The organism is Pedobacter jeongneungensis, assembly GCF_039538295.1.
Taxonomy (GTDB): Bacteria; Bacteroidota; Bacteroidia; order Sphingobacteriales; family Sphingobacteriaceae; genus Pedobacter; species Pedobacter jeongneungensis.
Window position 1 is genome coordinate 351504 of sequence record NZ_BAABBY010000007.1, and the last position, 21677, is coordinate 373180.

At 38.9% G+C, this 21677-nt stretch carries 21 protein-coding genes; 5 read left to right on the plus strand and 16 right to left on the minus strand.

The features are described from left to right. Window positions 1-250: 250 nt before the first annotated feature. The 5 genes from ABD769_RS15765 to ABD769_RS15785 form a co-directional block, all read right to left on the minus strand. The gene (locus ABD769_RS15765; RefSeq protein ID WP_344852356.1) at window positions 251-2362 is read right to left on the minus strand and encodes a peptidase domain-containing ABC transporter; all 2112 of its coding nucleotides are present in this window, start codon (window positions 2360-2362) and stop codon (window positions 251-253) included. A gap of 6 nt (window positions 2363-2368) precedes the next feature. Next, a complete protein-coding gene (locus ABD769_RS15770) occupies window positions 2369-3526 on the minus strand; it encodes an HlyD family secretion protein (protein ID WP_344852357.1) in 1158 nt (385 codons plus the stop codon). 63 nt (window positions 3527-3589) lie between these two features. Next, entirely contained in the window at window positions 3590-3796 is a 207-nt protein-coding gene (locus tag ABD769_RS15775) for a bacteriocin (protein WP_344852358.1), read from the minus strand. A gap of 304 nt (window positions 3797-4100) precedes the next feature. After that, window positions 4101-4634, minus strand: coding sequence for a biopolymer transporter ExbD (locus ABD769_RS15780; RefSeq protein ID WP_344852359.1), 534 nt, complete (start codon window positions 4632-4634; stop codon window positions 4101-4103). A gap of 221 nt (window positions 4635-4855) precedes the next feature. Then, window positions 4856-5386, minus strand: coding sequence for a superoxide dismutase family protein (locus tag ABD769_RS15785; RefSeq protein ID WP_344852360.1), 531 nt, complete (start codon window positions 5384-5386; stop codon window positions 4856-4858). Between the two features lie 118 nt (window positions 5387-5504). Here ABD769_RS15785 and ABD769_RS15790 point away from each other — a divergent pair, with 118 nt between their 5' ends. Together ABD769_RS15790 and ABD769_RS15795 are read left to right on the plus strand one after the other, a co-directional pair. Then, a complete protein-coding gene (locus tag ABD769_RS15790) occupies window positions 5505-5852 on the plus strand; it encodes a hypothetical protein (protein WP_025141885.1) in 348 nt (115 codons plus the stop codon). A 118-nt stretch (window positions 5853-5970) separates the two neighbouring features. Then, on the plus strand, window positions 5971-6822 hold the full coding sequence (locus tag ABD769_RS15795; protein ID WP_344852361.1) for an EamA family transporter: 852 nt from the start codon (window positions 5971-5973) through the stop codon (window positions 6820-6822). Here ABD769_RS15795 and ABD769_RS15800 read toward each other — a convergent pair whose 3' ends face one another. Together ABD769_RS15800 and ABD769_RS15805 are read right to left on the minus strand one after the other, a co-directional pair. Next, window positions 6823-7107, minus strand: coding sequence for a putative quinol monooxygenase (locus ABD769_RS15800; protein WP_344852362.1), 285 nt, complete (start codon window positions 7105-7107; stop codon window positions 6823-6825). Beyond that, entirely contained in the window at window positions 7079-7708 is a 630-nt protein-coding gene (locus ABD769_RS15805) for an NAD(P)H-dependent oxidoreductase (protein ID WP_344852363.1), read from the minus strand. The genes ABD769_RS15800 and ABD769_RS15805 overlap by 29 nt, the downstream gene beginning before the upstream one ends. Window positions 7709-7807: 99 nt before the next feature. Here ABD769_RS15805 and ABD769_RS15810 point away from each other — a divergent pair, with 99 nt between their 5' ends. Next, entirely contained in the window at window positions 7808-8710 is a 903-nt protein-coding gene (locus tag ABD769_RS15810) for a LysR family transcriptional regulator (RefSeq protein WP_344852364.1), read from the plus strand. Window positions 8711-8808: 98 nt separating this feature from the next. Beyond that, a complete protein-coding gene (locus ABD769_RS15815; protein ID WP_344852365.1) occupies window positions 8809-11304 on the plus strand; it encodes a PAS domain S-box protein in 2496 nt (831 codons plus the stop codon). Window positions 11305-11528: 224 nt separating this feature from the next. Here ABD769_RS15815 and ABD769_RS15820 read toward each other — a convergent pair whose 3' ends face one another. Further along, a complete protein-coding gene (locus ABD769_RS15820; protein ID WP_344852366.1) occupies window positions 11529-13535 on the minus strand; it encodes a urocanate hydratase in 2007 nt (668 codons plus the stop codon). A 19-nt stretch (window positions 13536-13554) separates the two neighbouring features. Continuing rightward, window positions 13555-15090, minus strand: a complete 1536-nt coding sequence (hutH, locus tag ABD769_RS15825) for a histidine ammonia-lyase (RefSeq protein ID WP_344852367.1) — start codon at window positions 15088-15090, stop codon at window positions 13555-13557. Window positions 15091-15166: 76 nt separating this feature from the next. Here hutH and ABD769_RS15830 point away from each other — a divergent pair, with 76 nt between their 5' ends. Beyond that, entirely contained in the window at window positions 15167-16060 is an 894-nt protein-coding gene (locus tag ABD769_RS15830) for a LysR family transcriptional regulator (RefSeq protein WP_344852368.1), read from the plus strand. 263 nt (window positions 16061-16323) lie between these two features. Here the strand turns inward: ABD769_RS15830 and ABD769_RS15835 are convergent, their stop codons facing one another. From ABD769_RS15835 to ABD769_RS15865, 7 genes are all read right to left on the minus strand, one after another. Beyond that, window positions 16324-16890, minus strand: coding sequence for a hypothetical protein (locus tag ABD769_RS15835; protein WP_344852369.1), 567 nt, complete (start codon window positions 16888-16890; stop codon window positions 16324-16326). Between the two features lie 88 nt (window positions 16891-16978). Then, window positions 16979-17944 (minus strand): polymorphic toxin-type HINT domain-containing protein, encoded by a 966-nt coding sequence (locus ABD769_RS15840; RefSeq protein WP_344852370.1) that lies wholly within the window; start codon window positions 17942-17944, stop codon window positions 16979-16981. After that, a complete protein-coding gene (locus ABD769_RS15845; RefSeq protein WP_344852421.1) occupies window positions 17917-18309 on the minus strand; it encodes a DUF4280 domain-containing protein in 393 nt (130 codons plus the stop codon). The genes ABD769_RS15840 and ABD769_RS15845 overlap by 28 nt, the downstream gene beginning before the upstream one ends. A 106-nt stretch (window positions 18310-18415) precedes the next feature. Further along, complete coding sequence (locus ABD769_RS15850) at window positions 18416-19162, minus strand: PoNe immunity protein domain-containing protein (RefSeq protein WP_344852371.1); 747 nt, start codon at window positions 19160-19162, stop codon at window positions 18416-18418. Window positions 19163-19262: 100 nt separating this feature from the next. After that, window positions 19263-19982, minus strand: coding sequence for a PoNe immunity protein domain-containing protein (locus tag ABD769_RS15855; protein WP_344852372.1), 720 nt, complete (start codon window positions 19980-19982; stop codon window positions 19263-19265). A 99-nt stretch (window positions 19983-20081) separates the two neighbouring features. Next, window positions 20082-20822: a PoNe immunity protein domain-containing protein gene (locus ABD769_RS15860; RefSeq protein WP_344852373.1), complete on the minus strand. Its 741-nt coding sequence runs from the start codon at window positions 20820-20822 to the stop codon at window positions 20082-20084. Between the two features lie 31 nt (window positions 20823-20853). Then, window positions 20854-21675 (minus strand): PoNe immunity protein domain-containing protein, encoded by an 822-nt coding sequence (locus tag ABD769_RS15865; protein ID WP_344852374.1) that lies wholly within the window; start codon window positions 21673-21675, stop codon window positions 20854-20856. Window positions 21676-21677: the final 2 nt, after the last annotated feature.

Here is a 21677-nt window from a genome sequence, read left to right on the forward strand (position 1 = left end):
TATTTAACTCAGGTCAGAGGTTCTTGGGAGGCAGAAATCTCCTTAGTATCGTCATTTCGACCGCAGTGGAGAAATCTTTTAAATTAAATCCTACTGTAACTGCTTTACAAAAAATAATATAAATATTTTTCCCTACGCGAAACTTATGAAATCGGCATGGGCACATGTTTAAAAACACGAAACGTTCCTACGGAACGAAAACGCCAATCTACAATTGGCTATCCGTGAAGCGTTCCTACGGAACGCCTTATTAGGCCAAAAGATACTTCAGCTCGCGGTGGCTACCCTCTTCTATTACAACACCTTTATCAAGCACAATAATTTTATCGGCATTGTTCAGCGTGCTCGATCGGTGCGTAATTACAATTACGGTTTTCTCATCGGCTTTTAACAGTTCGATCATCCGCTGTACATGCTGCTCAGAAACCGAATCGAGCGATGAAGTGGCTTCGTCTAATATTAAAATTTCCGGATCACGGTATAAAGCCCTGGCAATGGCAATGCGCTGCCTTTGTCCCCCAGATAAAGAAGTGCCATTTTCCCCCAGATAAGTTTGAAAACCTTTTGGTAAGGCTTCAATAAAACCAATCAGCCCCAGTTTAGTAGCAATATCAATAATGCGTTGCATATCAGGTTCTTCTTCGCCAATGGCAATATTCTCGATTACATTACCGGCAAATAAATCAATTTGCTGGGGTACTACCGATATCATCTTACGGAGCGAAGAATTAGTGATGTATTTCAGGTCGTATTTACCAATGCGCACATTGCCGGATTGGATAGGATAAATGTTCTGGAGGATCGACATTAAAGTCGATTTTCCCGACCCGCTTTCGCCTACAATAGCCGTAAATTTGCCCTGCGGAATGCTTAGGTTCAGGTTTTCGAAAACAGGCAACCTTGCACCGTAGCGAAAAGAAACATTTTCGAAATAAATATCGCCAATTTTATCCGTACTCAATTCGATCTGATTTTCGTCACTTTCGCGCTCCAGGTCCATAATTTCGAACAAACGATCAGCAGCAATTACCGCATCCTGTACGGTTTTATTCATGCCAATCAGCGATGAAACCGGCCCTGTAAAATAACCAATCAAGGTATAAAACGACAATAATTCTCCTGGTGTAATCGAATTGCTCAACACATAACCTGCACCTACCCAAAGCAGAATAATGGTAATCATCCGCGAAATAAATTCGGTAGATGTTCCCGATACCACGGCATTAATATTCGATTTAAAACCAGCCTGAAGCAATTTGATAAAACGGGTTTCGGTTTTTTCGTTGGCATGATCTTCCAGGCCAAAACGTTTAATGGTTCCTACTGCATTTAAACTTTCTACCAGTTGCGATTCGAGCTCGGCAGCATCTTCCATCAGCCTGCGCTGCGTGCGTTTGTTAAACCGATCGGTAATCACATAAATTACAAAATACAGGGGAATAACAGTAAGCGTAATGAGTGCGAGTTTCCAGTAATAGGTAAACATCATGATGAACGAAAAGAAAACAATAAAAACGTTCACCACAAAATTTACACAAACATCGTTTAAGAAAGTTCTGATTTTTACCGCATCGTTAATTCTTGAAATAATTTCGCCCACCCGCATGGTATCAAAAAACTGTTGTGGCAGGCGCAGCAAGTGTTTATAATAGCCTAAAATAAGCTGTGAATCGATCAATTGACCGGTTTTTAAGGTGAAAATAGTTTTTGCTGAGCCAATAAACATTTGCACCAATAAGATCACCATCATAGCGATGCTCATCAGGTTAAGCAGGTTATGATTACCATCTACCAGCACAAAATCGACCAGCTTTTGTACAAAAACAGAAGTTGATAAACCCAATACGGTATAAACAACCGCACCAAATAAAACCTGTGTTAAAATACCTTTATGCGGTTTAATCAAACTCCAGAACCTTGCCTGAATCGATTTTTTTTCATTGCCGATCTGGAAATTCTCTGAGGGTAGCAACAATATTAAAGCACCAGTCCATTCCCTTTTAAATTCGTCATGTGTTTTACGGTGCACTTTCCCATCCATAGGATCCAGCACCTCTATAAACTTGCTGCCTACCTTATAAATCACTACATAATGCTGCAGGATCTCGTTAACAATAATGTGGGCAATGGCTGGCGTGGGAATTTTAAATAAACTATCAAAAGGTGCTTTAACGCCTTTGGCCTCAAACCCTAATTTCTGAGCGGCTTCTACAAGTCCTAAAACGGTGGTGCCTTTTTTATCGGTACCTGCCAGCTGCCTGATGCGGGCAACCGCCAAATCTAATTTATAATGGGAGGCAATTGAAGCCAGACAAGCCGCCCCACAATCTGTAATATCACGTTGCTTTACTTTTGTACTCATGGCCTGTTATGTTTTTTGAATCAGGTTTGGGTTAACCCAATCATCCACTTTATCGTAAAGTAACTGGTATAAACTGCGGTCGGTAACTTTAAAACGGGCTGTAAAGTTCATTCCTTTTTTAAGGTATCCTTTGTAACCGTTTTTTAATTTCAGGAAATTTTTATCCATTAAACATTTTACCTTAAAAGCGGGCTGATTTCCATTTAAAATGACAATATCGTCTGAAATATCAATTACTTTACCCACCGCAAGGCCCCATTGGTTGTAGTTGTAGGCATTAATCTGAAAATGAACCTCTTGCCCTTTTCTGATCAGGCCTATATCTGCCGGATTGATGTAGCAATAGGCTGCCAAACCTGCATCAGGCGAAACTTCCCCAACTTTTTGATTGGCAAACACATAAGCACCTTGTTGTAAACCAATCAGGTTCTGTACCGAACCATCAATGGGCGCCCGTAAAACATATTGTTTTTTCTGTTCGTTCAGCTCGGCCTGTTGACCGGAAAGCTGACGCAGTTCGTTTCTGAAGCCGTTTGCTTCGGTTTGCCACTGGGTTTTATATTTGGTACGCACCATTAAATAAGCAGATTCGGCCTGCTCCAGTTCGTATTTGTATTTTTCGTATTCAGATTGCGTAAGCACTTTATTCTGATAAAGTTTATTGTAACGCGCAAAGGTGCTGGTGGCCTGCCTTTTGGCAATACCGGCGTTCTTTAATTCCTGCACATATTGTTGCCATGAAGCCGCGTACTGACCGGTTTGTAAATTAGAACCGCCATTAAATGCCAGTAACGCATTAATATCTTTTAAAAATTGGGTAACCTGGTTTTTGCGGGTTTCTACCAAAGCGTCCTGCTGTTTGGGCAAACCTGCATCTATGGCCAAAAGGGTATCACCCTGTTTTAATCTTTTATTATCCGCAAGCCGGTATGCTATCAGGCGGCCATTAACAGGCACAATAAGTTCTGTTTTTTCGATAGTAGATTGTAAAATGCCGGTACCATTAATGCTGATGGGGATTTTAATAAAGGGAAGCGCCATCAAAACCGTTAATATTGCTACCACGGTAACGATGTAGATTAACTGGCTCGATTTACTGATTTGAGAGCGGTAAACAAGAGCGGTATTCGAAATTCTTTCTGTAGAGTAGCTGGTTAGCGCCATAGGGTATGTATTTTAAGGTATCCGCCATCCCGGAAAACCGGAACAGCGGATACGATAAATTGCTTATAGACTCCAAACAAGTTTCAAAACATTGGTTACTGTTTTGTTCAAAAATGTTGAAGTATCTGCGCCAACTGAGTTTAAAGTTCCTGAAAGTGAAGCTAAAAGTTCGTTTAAAGTATTGTTAACAATACCGCCACCTTCTACTTGCGACATTTCAGTTGTGTTCATTTCTTTAACACCAAGATTTTTTAATTCTAAACTTTTCATACTAGATTTTTTTTGAGTTTAAGATCCTACTCTTTTGAAGGCTTTTCGGGATGCGCCTGATGCCTGGCCAAACACTTAAACGAATGTAATCATATTAGCTATACAGACGTAGTATTAAACATCTAGCAAAAACGCTACAACTACTTGATAACCTATATAAATATGCCATAGCGCCTCAAAAACGCAATCTCTACTAAAAAACCAGTGTAATAGTTTTTATATTCAATTTATTCATTAGCGATAAAAGATTCTATATTCTTTTTATTCGCTTATTAATGAGTAAGATTGTCAGAATAAACAGTATCTAGAAGTTATTCTTCTCCATAAATGCGATCTCTTTTTCTGTAATATGATCATCGTCAATAGCATAGGATTTGATATTGGCAATTTTCATTTCATCAATTACATCAACAAAATTCTGAAACTTTGCTGTTTTGCCTGGTTTGATAATCACGATCATGTATTTAGCAGGATTATTTTGATGCGCCGCTGCAACCAGTAGCTCATTCGACTTAATTTCTTTTTGAAGATCTGCAACCGGAACCACTTTCATATTGGCCTTTTCAATCGTACCCAGGTACGAAACCGCTTTGTTATCTTTTCCCAGTACAATGGTCATGGTGCGCGATTCAGGATACTTTTCTATTACATCCGGCAGTGTCTTATCTGGCTTTGCAATATCTGCAGCATTTAATTGGCCCAAGGTTGTGGTGAGCATAAAAAATGTAGTTAATAAAAACATCAGGTCTACCATGGCGGTAAGATCTACCTTTGGGGTTGCTTTTTTGGTTCTTCCTTTTACGGCCTTGCCGCTTTGAGATTCGTTTAAAGTTGCCATAATGATTTAGATTTTTTTAATGATGATGACAACCTTGATCAAATTGCATAAAAAAAGCGGTTAAAAATTAACCGCTTTATAAAAGTTGTCATTGCAAGAAGAAATCCCGAATCTTAAAACTGTGGGTTTATAGCTACCGCATTAAGATGGCTTCCCCGAAAAGTGGGGCATGCTGTCGGCTGAAAAAGCCATCTTGCAATGACGATCAGATTAATACAAAATTATTTCACTGCCTCAATAACACCGCAGCCTACCCGTGGTCCGGAGTTGCCTGTTGGTTGTGTGGTATAATCATCAGTACCGCCATGTACAATAATTCCCCTGCCAATAATATTTTTAACATCGCCGTCTTTAATGCTCCATCGGTCGGTAGTAACCGAAAGCGTGGCGTGGCCTTTACTATCTAATTTAATATTACCAATATCGCCGCTATGGTATGCTGCCGATCCCCATTTCCCATGAGCCTCTTTAGTCGGGTTCCAGTGCCCGTGCGTATTTTCGCCCATATTGCCGCAATCGCCATGTTCGTGAAAGTGTACCGCCACATTGCTATCCGCACGGCCAGCAAAATTCATCTCGATATCCATTTTAATTTTTCCGTCGCTCAGTTCATAAAACTTTGCTGTGCCGATGGTTTTACTGTTATCGGCCGTTTCTGTTAAAGTTGCCTGGGCAATCTCTTTTTCGGTTTTGGTACAGGCACTTACTAATGCCACAGCCGCAATGGCTATGCTTAAAAGATATTTTTTCATTTTATTAAATTTAGTTTACTAACGAAACACATTGACAATCATTTAGTTTGATCTAAAATAGATGCTGGTAAAACCATTTCCAGTGCCACTTGTTTAATCAGTATAAAATCGTATAACTATGGAACAGCCAATTGCAATGAACACTTTGAGTCAAATTTTAGAGAAATTGAGGCTGAAAGGAAAAGATAATGAACTAAAAATGTCCGATCATGGTAAAATGCAGAGCAAATCGCTCGGCAAAATTTATAAACCGGAGGATTTAACCATTGTTAAAACCTATCGCTTTGAAGGCGATTCGGATCCTGCAGATAACTCTGTTTTGTATCTGTTAGAAGATCAGGATAAAAACATTGGGTATATACTAGACGCTTATGGTATCTATTCTGATAACGACGGACCATCGTTTGATGACTTTTTGAAAAAAATACCTACCGAAAACCGAGACGAGCAGGAATTATTCTGCTAACAAACGTCTGAGCATTAAAGAAGGGAGAATTGGTGTAATCTGATTCTCCCTTTTTATTTTTAAAAAAATTAGAAAACTATAATTCCGTAATTTTGCGCCTCAATTTACGGGCGCCCTGATGAAAAGCAAAATTAATATTCCACCAATTCCGGCTGTTTTACTGTCTATTATCAGTGTACAGTGTGGTGCGGCAATTGCAAAAGGGCTTTTTCCACAAATTGGTGCCGCTGCTACCGCATCCTTACGGATCGGTTTATCAGCCGTAATTTTACTCATCGCTTTCAGGCCCAACCTGTTTAAGTTAAATGCCAAACAATGGAAATATGTTATCCTTTATGGGGTGTGTTTAGGCGTAATGAACATGGTATTTTACATGGCCATTGCAAGGATCCCGATTGGTTTAGGTGTAACATTAGAGTTTGTTGGCCCATTGGTTTTAGCCATTTTTGGTTCTAAAAAAGCTATTGATTTTATCTGGGTAATATTGGCCGCAACAGGCATTATACTCATCACCCCGTGGACAGGCACCGGATTGAACATAAGCGGTGTATTACTGGCACTTTTAGCCGGTGTGTTTTGGGCAGGCTATATTATATTGGGCGGCAGGATTTCGAAAATAATGAAAGGTGGCGATGCCGTTGCCATCGGGATGTTGTTTGCTACCATTGTAATTTTACCTTTCGGCATTTTAGGTGGCGGTTTAAGCAGCTTAAATCCAAAATTACTGGGTTTGGGAGCAGCGCTTGCGCTACTGTCAAGCGCTATCCCGTTTACCCTCGAAATGAAGGCCCTTAAGCAAATCCCTGCACGCACATTCAGTATTTTGATGAGTCTCGAACCAGCAATGGCTTCGCTGGCAGCCTTGGTTTTCTTACAAGAATACCTCACGCTTAAAGAATGTTTTGCCGTAGCTTTTGTGGTTATCGCTTCAGCGGGTTCTGCCTTAACTTCGCGACGTGCAAAACTGTAATCAGGCCAGTTTTTCAGTTTTATAAATTACAATGTCATCTGTAAGAGCACCTGCCTGTTCTACAAAAGCCAGAATATATGGCTGTTGATTATGCAGATCCAAACCCGATTGGTTTTTCCATTCTTCCTGGAAGATAAAAGTTAAATCGCCGGCAGCTTCGTGCAGATCGTATTGGATACAGGCTTCTTCCTTGCGCGAATTAGCAACCATATTCAATAAAACAGTTCTTAGCGGATTTACGGTATCCGGTTTACCCTTAACTATTGCTGTCAGATAAATGCTCATATACTTCGGTATTTAAAAAATTTTGGGTTAAATGTTCCTCGTGTTGTTGCAGTGCACTATTGATATCGGCATTTTTTTCTACATCATGAAAATGGATGCCATCTATCCGTTGCATCCCTGTAAAAGCATTCATCCTATGGAAGCCGAACAGCACGCCATCATCTACACTGGTTTCCATAAAAAACTCTTCTGGCAAGATAAATGCTTCTTTTGGTGCATTCCATGAGGAGGTTACCATGTATTTACGGCCATGTAACATGCCGCCCGTACCATAATTTCGGGTTGGATTATCAGCCTTGCGGCCATCGCTTACATAAATTCCTTTTTTATGTCCCTCGGTAAAAACCACATCAATATATTTCTTAAATCCATGAGGCAACTGGAACCACCAGATTGGTGTATGGTAAATTACTACGTCGGCCCAAACATATTTTTCTACTTCCTCTTTGGGATCGTAATCATGGTTAATATTGGTGGTTTTTACCTCGAAACCATCCTTTGATGAAAAAAAATCGGCTGTTGCATTAGCTATAGTTTCATTAAATCTTCCGCCGGAGTGTCCAAACTTTTGTCCTCCGTTGATGATGAATATTTTTGTCATTTCGTTTTTTCTATTTTGATAAGACAAAATTACCGCACTTAAAGCTATTATTAAAACAAGTTAATTCATAGCTTTGTATCAGAATTATAATAGTAGATTATGGTTAATTTAGAATGGTACAGAAGTTTCAAGGCCATTTATAAAACAGGGACTTTAACCGGTGCAGCCGAAAGCCTGTTTATTTCGCAACCCGGGGTAAGTTTGCACTTAAGCTCTTTGGAAAGTTATGTAGGGTACAAACTCTTTGAACGTACCGGCCGGAAAATGATCCCGACTGAAAAAGGAAAGGTGCTTTATAATTTTATCGTAGAGCCACTGGCCAAACTTGAAGATGCTGAAAAACACTTTCAGAAAAGTACCGAGAAGCATACACCAACCATTAGTGTGGGCATGTGCTTTGAAACTTTTCAGATTACCCTCGAACAGTATATCTCTACCCTGCCCTTTAATGTGATTATCCGCTTTGGCGAATATCCTGAAATGCTCGATCAACTGGATAAGGGAATTTTAGACCTGATTATTACGCCACAAAAAGGAAATTCGCCCAATATAGAACATGAAGCCTTTTCTTCTGAAACGATTGTTTTGGTAGGCGGAATAGAAACTGACGGACAGGCTTTTGCAACGCTGGCAAAGAAAAATGATTTGTCGGCGATGGAAGAATGGTTAAAACAGCAGAAATGGTATGGCACGGCAGGCGATATGGAGCACCTTTTACGTTTTTGGCAGCTTAATTTCAGTAAACGGGCCGATTTCAGGCCAAATTATATTGTACCCAATCTCAACTCCATTGTCAGATGTCTTTCTGGTGGAAAAGGCCTGGCCATTATCCCGGACTTCCTGTGCAAAAAAGAAGTGGAAGAAGAAAAAATCAAGGTGATTTGGCAAGGTACTACTCCCCTAAAAAATATATTATATTTTGGTTGTAGGAAAAACACGCAATACGCATCAGAAATTCATGTAATTAAAAACCTTTTTAAGGAGGTTATGGTTAGTATATAGTTTATATCAAAAAAATATTGATACGCAGGTTTATGATTTAAATTTATTTTGAAACTTAGATAAATATTTATTTTAGATTAGCCCCTTAAAGTCCCGTAATGAGTCAGTCAAGTCATTTTTTAAGTAACGATAAATTAATAGAAGTTTTTAACCTAACCTATACAGCAACAGCTGTTCATGTTGGAGAAACGGCAATAATTCAGGCTGCAAATGATGCCATGCTCAGGATCTGGGGGAAAGACAGGAGCATTATCGGAAAATCGTTAGAAGATGCTTTACCCGAATTAAAAGGCCAGCCTTTTATCGAAATGTTCAGAAAAGTATGGCTGGAGGGATTGGTTATTTCCGGGAAAGATACGGCTGCTGATATCATGATTGAAGGCGAGCTCAAAACTTTTTATTTTGACTTTGAGTACCGCGCAATTAAAGATAATGACGGGAAAACCATTTGCATTTTACACACTGCAATTGATGTAACCGAACGGGTACTCAGAGAGGAAGCACTGGAAAGAGAACGTGAAAAAGCCGAAGCACTTGAACGTGAGCAAGCTTTAAATGAGGAACTTGCGGCAACTGTAGAAGAACTTGCAGCAACGAATGAAGAACTGGTGGCCACAAATGAAGAGCTCCAGGAAACACAAGAAACATTACACGTTTTAAATAATGAACTGGAATTAAGGGTTTTAGAACGCTTTAACCAGCTTTCGGAAAGTGAAAAACGCTTTAAAACCATGGCAGAAGGCACAGATATTTTTATTGCCGTTGGCGATGAAAATGGAAATGCCATATATTTTAATAAACCCTGGACAGATTTAACAGGCCGGTCGGCAAATGAACTGCTGGCTTTCGACTGGACGAGTTTAATCCACCCGGAAGACCGTGAACAGTACAAACAAGCTTATTTATCTGCACTTGCTGAGAAAAAATCATTTGTGGGCGAATTCAGGATCCTGAGCAAAAAAGGCGATTACAGGTGGTTGCTGGCCAGTGCGCCGCCGCGTTTTCATGCCGATGGATCTTTTGCCGGCTACATCAGTTCGTGCGTTGACATTACCGAACGAAAACTGATTGAACTGGAAAGGTTAAACCTGAGCAAGCTAATTGAGGCCAGCTCAGAATTTATAGGCCTGGTAGAGTTGGATATGTCCATCCAGTACCTCAACCCTGCTGCAATAAAGAAGCTGGGATGGAAAAGCATTACCAACAGGACAATTTTAGATTGTGTTTTTCCTGATGACCGGTCAGCTGCAGAGCAACTTTTACCGGGGATTCTGCATAATCAGAATTTCAGGGAAGAAATCCGTTTCTGGAATGAGGAAACAGGAAAACCTTTTTGGATTGAATGGAATGGTTTCGCAATTAAAAATGAAGAAAACAATGAAGTGATTGCCATGGCTACGGTAAGCCCTGATATTACAGAGCGAAAACTTCACCAGGAAGAACTTCAGGACATTAACATGGAAATGGCCGCTGCAAATGAGGAACTGGCCACCACAAATGAAGAACTGGCCCAAACACATGAAGACCTGATCCAGTATGTAAATAAACTGGCTGATAGCGAAGAAAAACTTCGCCAGGCAATAGAAACCGGTAGAATGGGCACCTGGAGCATAAATCCAAAAACGCTTGAGATAAGTATGTCGGGATTTGTTAAGGAATTATTAGGCTTACCTATTGATCAACCTGCAGAAATGGAGGCTATTATGCAGGCCGTTAATCCTGATTATCATAATATGCTCAATATAGCTCTGGAGAGTGCCTTAAAAAACCATTCATCAAGCGATACCGAGTATCCGATCAATAATTTAATTACAGGTGAAGAAAAATGGGTGAGGGCCACCGGAAGGGTATTTGTAGATCAACATGGAAATGCAACCGAATATTCGGGGTTATTTATCGATATTACGGAGCAAAAATTAGATGAACTCCGTAAAAATGATTTCATCGGAATGGTGAGTCATGAATTAAAAACGCCTTTAACCGCTATAAATGGTTTTGTGCAGGTTTTGCAGCGTAAAGCCAAGAAAGACGAAGATAATTATGCGATTGTTGCTTTAGATAAAGCACACAGCCAGATCAGAAAAATGACGACGATGATTAACGGTTTCTTAAATGTATCACGATTGGAATCTGGTAAATTATTAATCGAAAAAACCGATTTTAGCTTAGATGAATTATTGAAAGAAACCATTGAGGAAACTTACATTTCACAATCTTCACATCAGATTATATTAAATCCAACCTGTGAGGTAACGATACATGCCGACCGCGATAAAATCGGGAATGTAATTTCGAACCTGATCAGTAATGGCTTAAAATATTCAGATAACGGTACCCGTATCGAAGTTACCTGCAAATTGCGCGATACCGAGGTCGAAATCCAGATTAAAGATGAAGGTATAGGCATAAAACCCGATGATATCGATAAACTTTTTGAGCGTTATTACCGCGTAAAGGGTAACCATACCATTTCAGGGTTCGGAATCGGACTTTATTTAAGCGCCGAAATTATCGAAAGGCATCATGGTAAAATATGGGCAGAAAGCGAAGAAGGCAAAGGTTCTGTTTTTCATTTCACACTGCCATTAGGGTAAATTTATTGCATTTTTTTCGTCATTGCGAGAAGGCTTTTTCAGCCGACGAAGCAATCTTTCCTGCTAGCGATCCTTGTTAGAAAGATTGCTTCGTCGTTCCTCCTCGCAATGACGACTTTTCTATAGGAATCTATCATGGTAGTGAAACGAAGAATCTTTTTTAAACCCCAAGATTCTTCACTACGTTCAGCATGACAACAAAGGTATTTCTCTATAGTAGAAATCTACCTTATCCCCAATCCATTCAACACTCCATCATCAACCAAATTTGGAAGCGTAATTTTCAACGTTCCGGTGCGCTCCATTTCGCGTTCTATAGCAAAGCGGGCTTCTTGATTACGGGCCCAGCTTCTTCTGGCAATTCCATTATTTACATCATAAAAAAGCATGTTCTGTAATTTTTCTGCAGCTTGTTCAGTTCCGTCCAGTACCATTCCGAAACCACCGTTAATTACTTCACCCCAGCCTACACCACCACCATTATGAATTGAAACCCAGGTTGCGCCTCTGAAACTATCACCAATCACATTGTGGATGGCCATATCTGCAGTAAACCTGCTTCCATCGTAAATATTGCTCGTTTCCCTAAAAGGCGAATCCGTTCCACTTACATCGTGATGATCCCTGCCTAAAATAACCGGTGCCGATAATTCGCCCGTTTTAATGGCCTCATTAAATCGCAAAGCAATTTTTGCACGGCCTTCAGCATCAGCATATAAAATACGTGCCTTAGAGCCTACTACCAATCTGTTTTCTTTTGCTGCAGTAATCCAGTTGATGTTATCCTGTAATTGCTGTTGTATTTCTGGCGGAGCAGTTTGCTTAATTTCTTCCAGCACTTCTTTTGCCATGCGATCGGTTAAATCGAGGTCTGCCTCATTGCCCGAAGCACAAACCCACCTAAAGGGACCGAAACCGTAATCGAAACACAATGGCCCTAAAATATCTTCTACATAAGATGGATACCTGAAATCAACTCCATTGCCCGCCATTACATCAGCACCTGCCCTGCTGCATTCCAGCAAAAAGGCATTTCCATAATCGAAAAAGTAGGTTCCTTTTGCAGTATGTTTATTAACGCTGTTCGCCTGTCTTTTTAATGAATTCTGAACGTTAAGTTTAAACTGATCCGCTGCATTGGCCATCATTTCGTTAGATTCTTCGAAACTTAAACCTGCTGGATAATATCCGCCAGAATATGGGTTATGAAGCGAAGTTTGGTCAGAACCGATGGTAATTTCGATATTTTCCTGATCAAAACGTTCCCAAACATCCACCACATTACCAATATAGGCCAATGAAACTGTTTGTTTTTCATGTTGAGCCCATAAAACCCTTTTTACCAGCTTATCTAAATGATCAATCAGCTCGTCTACCCAACCTTGCTGGTGTCTTTTGGTTGCAGCTTTCGGATTAACTTCTGCACAAACCGTAATGCAGCCAACAATATTGCCGGCTTTGGTTTGGGCACCGCTCATACCACCTAAACCTGCTGTAAGAAAAATTTTTCCGGCCACATCTTTTCCGTAAAAACCCTTTTTACGAAAAGCATTCATTAAAGTAATTGCCGTACCATGAACAATGCCCTGTGGCCCGATGTACATATACGAGCCGGCGGTCATCTGCCCGTATTGAGTTACTCCTAAAGCGTTAAATTTTTCAAGATCTTCTGGCGAAGAATAGTTCGGCACCATCATACCATTGGTTACCACCACACGCGGTGCCGCAGCATTTGAAGGGAATAATCCCTGTGGGTGCCCGCTGTAAATGTTCAGCGTTTGCTGATCCGTCATGGTGGCGAGGTATTGCATGGTGATTAAATATTGTGCCCAATTCTGGAATACACTTCCATTCCCACCATAGGTAATCAGTTCTTCAGGATGCTGTGCGATGGCCGGATCTAAATTATTCTGGATCATGAGCATAATAGCGGCAGCATGCTGTGTATGGCATGGGTATTCTGTTATCGGCCTGGCATAAATGGCGTAATCAGGCATAAAACGGTACATGTAAATGTGCCCGTAGTTATCAAGCTCTTGTAAAAATTCTTGTGCAAGTTCCTGATGCCAGGCTTCAGGAAAATAACGTAAGGCATTTCTGATACTTAATTTTTTCTCTTCTGCATTTAAAACCGTTCTCCTCACCGGCGCATGGCTTAATTGTGCATTTCTTATTTTTTTTGCTGGTAAAACCGAAGGAATACCTGCCAATAACTGTGCTTTAAAATCCATTTTTCTGCGATTTTAAATCTTAATTTAAATCCTGTTCTGCTTTGGCTACTGCAGTAACAATTTCTCCCCGTTGTACCATGTTGATGGCATTTTCCATCCTGTTATACATGATCTGATCTTCTTCAAAATGATCAATTTCGGTGCGGACAAAATCATGAACCGCAGCCAATATTTTTCCAGGTTTTAATGGATGGTGATAATCAACCGCCTGAGCAGCACAAAAAAGCTCGATGCCCAGTATTTTTTCTACATTTTCGATTACCTGTAATGCTTTTCTGCCACTGATGGAGCCCATGCTTACATGATCTTCCTGCCCCAGGGAGGTTGGAATACTGTCGGCACTGGCTGGGAAACAAAGCCCTTTATTTTCGCTGGCCAAAGCCGCCGAAGTGTATTGAACAATCATAAATCCTGAATTTAATCCGGTTTCTTTCATCAGCAATTTCGGCACACCAGGGGTATTTCCTTCTAAAGAGAGGTAAATCCGTCTATCGCTGATATTCCCGATTTCTGAGGCGGCTAAACAGGCATAATCAAGTGGTAAAGCCAATGGCTGCCCATGGAAATTCCCTCCGCTAATGGTTAAATCATCATTAAATATGACCGGATTATCGGTTACGGAATTGAGTTCGATTTCTAAAGCTTCTTTTAAATGCAACCATGCCGTTCGGGATGCACCATGTACTTGCGGAATGCACCTCAAAGAATAAGGATCCTGCACTTTAGCACAACCGGCATGCGATTTCATAATTTCAGAGCCCTGCAGTAGTTTCCGCATTTGTTCTGCGACCGAAATATTTGCGGGGTATGGCCTTAACTGATGAAGTTGTGCATGAAAAGGCTTTTCTGATCCTTGCAAACCTTCGACCATCAAGGCAGCGATAATATTGGCAGAATCCAGCACATTTTCCAGACGTTGTACCACTTTAACGGCGTGTGCGGCGATAAACTGCGTGCCGTTAATTAAAGCCAGGCCTTCTTTTGGTCCCAATTGCAGCGGACTCATCTGGTATTCTTGTAAAAGTTGAGCTGTAGCAATAATTTCGCCTTTGTAATGAACCTTACCCAAGCCGATTAAAGGCAAAAACAAGTGTGATAGCGGCGCAAGATCGCCTGAAGCGCCAACAGAACCTTGTTTAGGCACAACCGGCGTAGCACCGGTTTCTAAAAACCAGATCATCCGGTCGAGGGTTTCTACATTAATGCCTGAATATCCCTGAGCTAAAGCCTGTAGTTTTAAAACCAGCATCAGTCCTGATATTTCAGTATCTATAGGTTCGCCAACGCCAACAGCATGGCTTTTCAAAATATTTTCCTGCAATTTACGGGTATCAACAGCCGAAATCATGGAAGTACATAAGGGTCCGAAACCAGTATTGATGCCATAAACGGCCTTGCCAGAAACCGCAATCCGCTCTACCACCTTACTGCTTTCAATTACTTTTTCGCGTGTGCTTTCGCTTAAAACGCCCTTTATTTCACCATTGCTGATGGCTAAAGCCAGTTTAGCAGTTAAATGGTCTGTTCCGTAATTAAAAATCTGTTGCCCGCTCATATTATAAAGGTTTTAAACAAAAATAAGCCCTATATTTGATACCTATAAATACCAATTACATCATCATGTAATAACCATGAGTTATCAGATAGAACTTAGGCACCTAAAATATTTTCAGGTTTTGGCAGAGGAACTGAAGTTTAGAAAGGCTGCTGAACGCTTATTTATTTCTCAACCAGGATTAAGCCGGCAGATTAAACAGATGGAAGAAATTTTTAACGCCCCACTGTTCGATCGGAACAAGAAAAAGGTAACCCTAACCGCAGCCGGCCTTTACCTGAAAGAAGAAGTTGATTTTCTGTTCAGCCACATCGAAAACATTAAAAAACAGTTAACCAACATTACGGAGGGCAAACAAGGTGAACTACGGATCGGTTTTTTAGGCTCGGCGGCACAGAAAATTGTACCTGAGATAATTTTTAAACTGAACAAAGATTTTCCGGAAATCCGGACCAATCTGGATGAAATGCCCAATAAACTACAGATCGAATTATTGGAAAAGGATATGCTTGATATGGGTTTTGTAAGGATGCAACAGTTTAAGCCCGGTATTTCTAAACACATGATCCACCAGGATACTTTCTCGCTGGTATTACCCAAAAGCCACCCCATGAAGAAGGCAAGTTTTGAAGCGGTGAAAAAACTGGGTGATGAACCTTTTATATTCTTCTCTAGCGACGACAGTCCATTTTATTACGACCTGATGATGAGCATTTGTGAAGACCATGGTTTTAAACCCAAAACCTACCATAAATCTGTTAATGCTTTAACCATTTACAAACTGGTAGAGGAAGGTTTAGGCATTGCCATTGTACCCACGGGCCTTCAATATGGCTATCAGGAAAATGTGAAGTTTGTAGAGCTCACCCATATTCCGCAAAGAACAGAGCTATATATGATCTGGAAAGAATCGAACCGGAATCCGGCGTTAAAGAATGTGATTAAGCTATTGTTAGAGGATAATACTTGAAAGAAGGCTTACCGTATTCTTTCCAAATTGCTTTAGATATATCATCTTCAACCCGTGGTTTGATGTTATTTAAGCTTTTTTCTTCATCCATTATTGAATAACGGACATCATTGTAAAATTTATGATCAAATGTGATGTTATTCATTAATTTTTAATATCCAATTCCTTTAAATATATCTTCAATGTTTTCAACAATTTTCACTCGGGGAAACAGGCAAACTTCCGTTAAAATAAAAAAAGCGACCAATAAAGCCGCTTTTTAATCAATTTTTATTCCAATCTGTTGGTAACCAAGGGTTATCTGGGTCATCACCGGGATTAATGGAGTTATCCTCTGGATTTTCCTCCCTTGTGCCTTTTTTACTATCAGAGATCATTTTATCTATAAAATCATCAAACTCATTTCTTGTAGGATTAATTTCTAAATGATCTATACTAAAATTTATTTTTAAATATTTTAAAAATCTATCCGACATAAACAATGTGTATTCTTTTAAAAAAACATCATCTATATCTTCTTTGCCATTAACTTTCATCCAATAAAACTTAGGAAATGGTTTATTAAGATGGTAATTATCATCGAAATAGACATCCTTAGTAACTTCAATTTCATCAAAAGTAAAACCAGTATATTTTTCGTGTTCTAATGCATTTTTTAATCTCTCTGTTACAATTGTTTCAGGTAAATTCCATAGTAAGTCATCACCCAGCCAATTTTCTAAGTTGATGTGAAGATGTATAATCTTTTGGTGTACAGAATGGGGATTGTCAAAAACTGTATTTTCGCCCAAATCCATCATTATTTCGGGTACTGTTTTTTGATATTTCATCTTATTTATTATTTTGGTGGATTAAATAAATGTCCAAAAGTATCATCTATTTTTTTTACCATTGCCTCAACTTGGCTTTTTGTAGGTTTTAGCCCAGCTTTTTCAAAAGCAGCATAAACTTATTCCATTCTTTGTGTATTGCTCCTTGATGCAATGCAAAAGCGCCATCTTTAGGAATTCCTCTTAAATTTTCTAAACTATTTTTTATTGCTTTATCAAATAATTCTGGCCATTTTTTAAATACTTTTTGAGGTATTGCATGATGTACTTGCGAAACTATTCCTTTTAAATGAGGGAAAGCTTCAAAAAAAACTTTTATGTGACAGGCATTTAAAACTAAAACACCTGCTTCTCCTACAAAATAACAATGATGTTCATCTACTTCAAATGTATAAACTTTTGTGATTTCGACTACATAATTTATAGAAATTACTTGTGCGCTTTTCCCATTCTTCAAGAACAATGATTCCCCTATTGCTATTTGTTCAGCATCTTTATATTCGCCATTTACATAAAAAGGATGTGTTCTTGTAGTCCTAATCTTTTCTGCAGAGGTTTCTAATTCCAAAATTTCTTCCACCTCATTACTAAACAAAGCTGTAACCTTACGCAATGTTATGATATTCTTATCTTCATTATAGCTATATACATTATCTCCAATTTTTACATCCATAATTGGGATTTTGCCTTTATCAGTATGAACAAGTGTTTCGCCAGTAAAATACGCTGTAACACACTTGCCGACTATTGCAGCAATATCATCTACATGTTTGGCTGCTGCCTTTGCCAATGCTTTGGCTCCCTGTTTGGTCAGTGCTTTTCCGGCTGCCTCTAATGCGGCTTTACCGGCAACTTTCAGGCCTGCTTTTAAACCTCCTTTTGCCGCGGTAGAAGCGGCAGTAGTTGCGCCAAAACTAACCACACCAGCAATATCGAGCGCTAAGAAACCAACATTGGCGGCTACCATCCACCAGTTGCCTTTTGCGGCTGAGCGTACAATGCCAATTACACTGCCCACCACGGGGATTAACTCGGCAGTATCCCACCAGCCCATCCCTCATCTTCTTCTTTTTCGCTGTGCTCATCCGTCATTTTAGCCAGCTCCTCTTCGCTGATGGGAATTTGTCCACTCGTGATGAATTCGATTTTACCGCCTACGCTACAGGGAAGTTTGGATTTGAAAAGCAAAGTTTCTTTCCCTTTTATTTTTACCTTATAGGTATCTGTCCAATCTACCGGGGCTGGCGCACAAGCCGACCCTGTAACGCTGCATACCCCAAAAGATGGTATGTTGGCCATGGGAATTTTATCAGCCTTGGTGCAGGCCATACAACCGTTTATTTTAACATTCTGATTGGCAAGTCCCTTAAAAAAATTAGGAGCTGCACCTTTATCACAATGGCATACGGCTTTATCTATCTTTTATGAAACAAAAAATCCACTATAAGTGGATTTTTTGTTTTACACTAGTAAGATAAATCACATTTAACTATACTAAATTGTTTGAATCAAATCTTCAAACTAATCATTCTTTCCAGTGAACCATATCGTAAGGGTAGTATATATTATCTTTAAAACGGCTATCATCTAACCCCATCACCTTAACAAATGCTCCTACCTCCCAGGCCCAATAACCGCTATAGCCTTTATCACGTAGGTGAGTGTTGTACCAAGGATCGTCCTTGTGCATACCGTACCATTTATCTAAATATTTTTCTATGGCACTTTCTGCTTCTGGTTTGGAAAGTTTGCTTATCTCATAAAGTTTCTGATAAGGGGTATCGCCGGTTCTTTCTGTATTTTCTCCTATTAAAAAATAGACCAACGAATCTGGTTTCCATATCTCCTCAATCGAACTTTCCTCTGCTTTTTTTAAAAAATCTTTAATTTTTTTCATCTCCCCGTCTTCAACATCCAATAATATTGCAAATGAAACCATTTGTAACAGTAAGGGATATCCCTGGTAATGTTCGGACCAGCCTTTGGAGAAAAAGTTCGTCGCTTCTTTAAATATTATTACTAATTTATTTATATCCTCACCTCTGCTGTATATATTTTCTATTTTTTTAAGTCTAATGGTTACACTACTTAAATAATGAAAACTATTTAGTCTATCATGACTCTTTAAATATTCAATTTCATTTTGTTTATCCGATTCTATAAAACGATCACATCGCTCAATTTGACTCATAAAATATTTTGCATCTTTATATTGAGCCCTGATTTTTTTTTCCTCAGTTCTAGCACCAAATATTTTATCGAATAATCTCATTTTTTTGTTTTAAACTCATTAAGCTACAAAGAAATTTAAGGACAATTTTCTTCTATAATTTTCAACTTACATTGCCTTTCCAATGAACCATATCATAAGGTTAATATATATTATCTTTAAAACTGCTATCATTTAAACCCATTACCTTTACCACAGCTGCCACTTCCCAGGCCCAGTAACCACAATAACCCCTATCCCTCTCATGGGTATTGTACCAGGGATCACCTTTGTGCAAGTTATACCATTTTTCCAAATATTTTTCTAAGGCACTTTCTGCCTCTGGTTTGGAAAGTTTGGTTATCTCATAAAGTGACCCATAAATACGTGGAAATAATATTTCAGTTGCTTTACTTTGATGAGATGATCTTGAATTCAAAAGGAACCAGATTAATCCATCCGGATGCCAGTTATCCAATTTTTTATTGGCGTCGGTTTTTCTAACATATTCAACAAGTTGTTCAAAATCTCCATCAGAAACCTGGAAGAGAATACCCAATGAAATCATAAGAAGCATATCTGCATAAGTTGCCTCTTTTTCGTCCCAACCCTTTATATAATAATTTAGGGCTGAAGAATAATCTTCCACAATTTGGAAAACTGGTATCCCTAATGAAAATTTTAGAGAAATAATCTGTTGATATTTAGCTGAAATAGCCCAATAATTAAATGCATTTAAATTGGTCTCCTGTATTGTTTCTTTAATTATATCAGAAAATCGAACAATTTCTTTATTAAAATATTTTTCACCTTTATGGTGATCTCTAATGTTCGTTTTTTCAATTTTTTCTCTGTTTCCAAATATTTTATCAAATAGTCCCATTATTCTTTTTTAGTTTTAAAATCATATTAAAATAATCAACCAAATCAGAACCTACTGAACTGCTACCAGCCCACCTATTACACCGCTTAATTAAACTAATCATTCTTTCCGGTGAACCATATCGTAAGGGTAGTATATATTATCTTTAAAACGGCTATCATCTAACCCCATCACCTTAACAAATGCTCCTACCTCCCAGGCCCAATAACCGCTATAGCCTTTATCAGGTAGGTGAGTGTTGTACCAAGGGTCGTCCTTGTGCATACCGTACCATTTATCTAAATATTTTTCTATGGCACTTTCTGCTTCTGGTTTGGAAAGTTTGCTTATCTCATAAAGTTTCTGATAAGGGGTATCGCCGGTTCTTTCTGTATTTTCTCCTATTAAAAAATAGATCAACGAATCTGGTTTCCATATCTCCTCGATCGAACTTTCCTCTGCCTTTTTTAAAAAATCCTTAATTTTCTTCATCTCCCCATCTTCAACATCCAATAATATTGCAAATGAAACCATTTGTAACAGTAAGGGATATCCCTGATAATGTTCGGACCAGCCTTTAGAAAAAAAGGAAACCGCTTCTTTAAAATCATGCTCAACATTATCTTTTCCTAAGCTATACTCACATTCTATCACTTTTAAAAATTTCCTGCAATAACTCAAATAATTTTGACCTGAGATAGTACCCCCATTTTGCAATTTTTTCCTATCATCTTCCTCATAAATTTTTATCATTTTGCGGAAAAACCTAATTTCTTCTAAAAAATGTTTTTCATTTTTAAATTGAGTCCTAAGTTTTTTAGGCTCAACTGTACCCCCAAAAATTTTATTAAAAAATCCCATTGTTTTAATAATTAAATCTAATTAATTGCAACTAAAACTGCCACCATTTCTTTTTGGGTGGTGGGTTTGGAGAAACCTCACTTTTATGTTCATCCTCATCGGGCAGCAGAGGCATTACAGGGCTAAAAGATGGTTGCAGAGGCTCGTCATGCAACATATCATAAGGGTAGTACGGGCTATACTTAAAACCATCATCGCTTAGCCCCATTATCTTAACTATGGCAGCCGACTCAAAACTCCAATAGCCTTTATAAGTAGTATCTGTTCTTTTATGACTATTATACTCATCTTCAAAATTGGCCTTTGTATAATAGTATTTTTCTAGATACGCCTTCATCTCCTTTTCAGCATCGATTTTGTTTGCCTGTATAATCGTTCTAAGCTGTTTGCAAGCCACATCATCTGGCCACATCATTTTATCTGTTAAAACTAGGTCTGGTCTGCTAAATTTCAACAGAAAATCTATTAGGTAATCTCTATAGTTCACTTTTTCTAGGGTTAGCGATAGTTTGTATAGTTCTTCTTTGGCATCAAGCAGCACGCCCATAGCAACCATCCCGAGTAGTTCTGTATAAGCTATATCTCCACCATCACTATAATCTTCGTTAAGATGTATAGAATCTATATTATAAATCAGCATTTCTTTACAGGGGTCTATTAAATTTTTTACAGGATCCCCTAAAGAGTATGCCCTGAATACATATATATATAACCCGTTGGCCAAAACGTAATTTTCTATATTGCTTAAAGGTTTGTCGTTTAAACCATTGTTTTTCTTGGCTTCAAGATTGTTTAAAATCCTTGCTGTGGTTTTTTTAAAATATTCTTCACTTTTAAATTTGTCTCTGAACATCG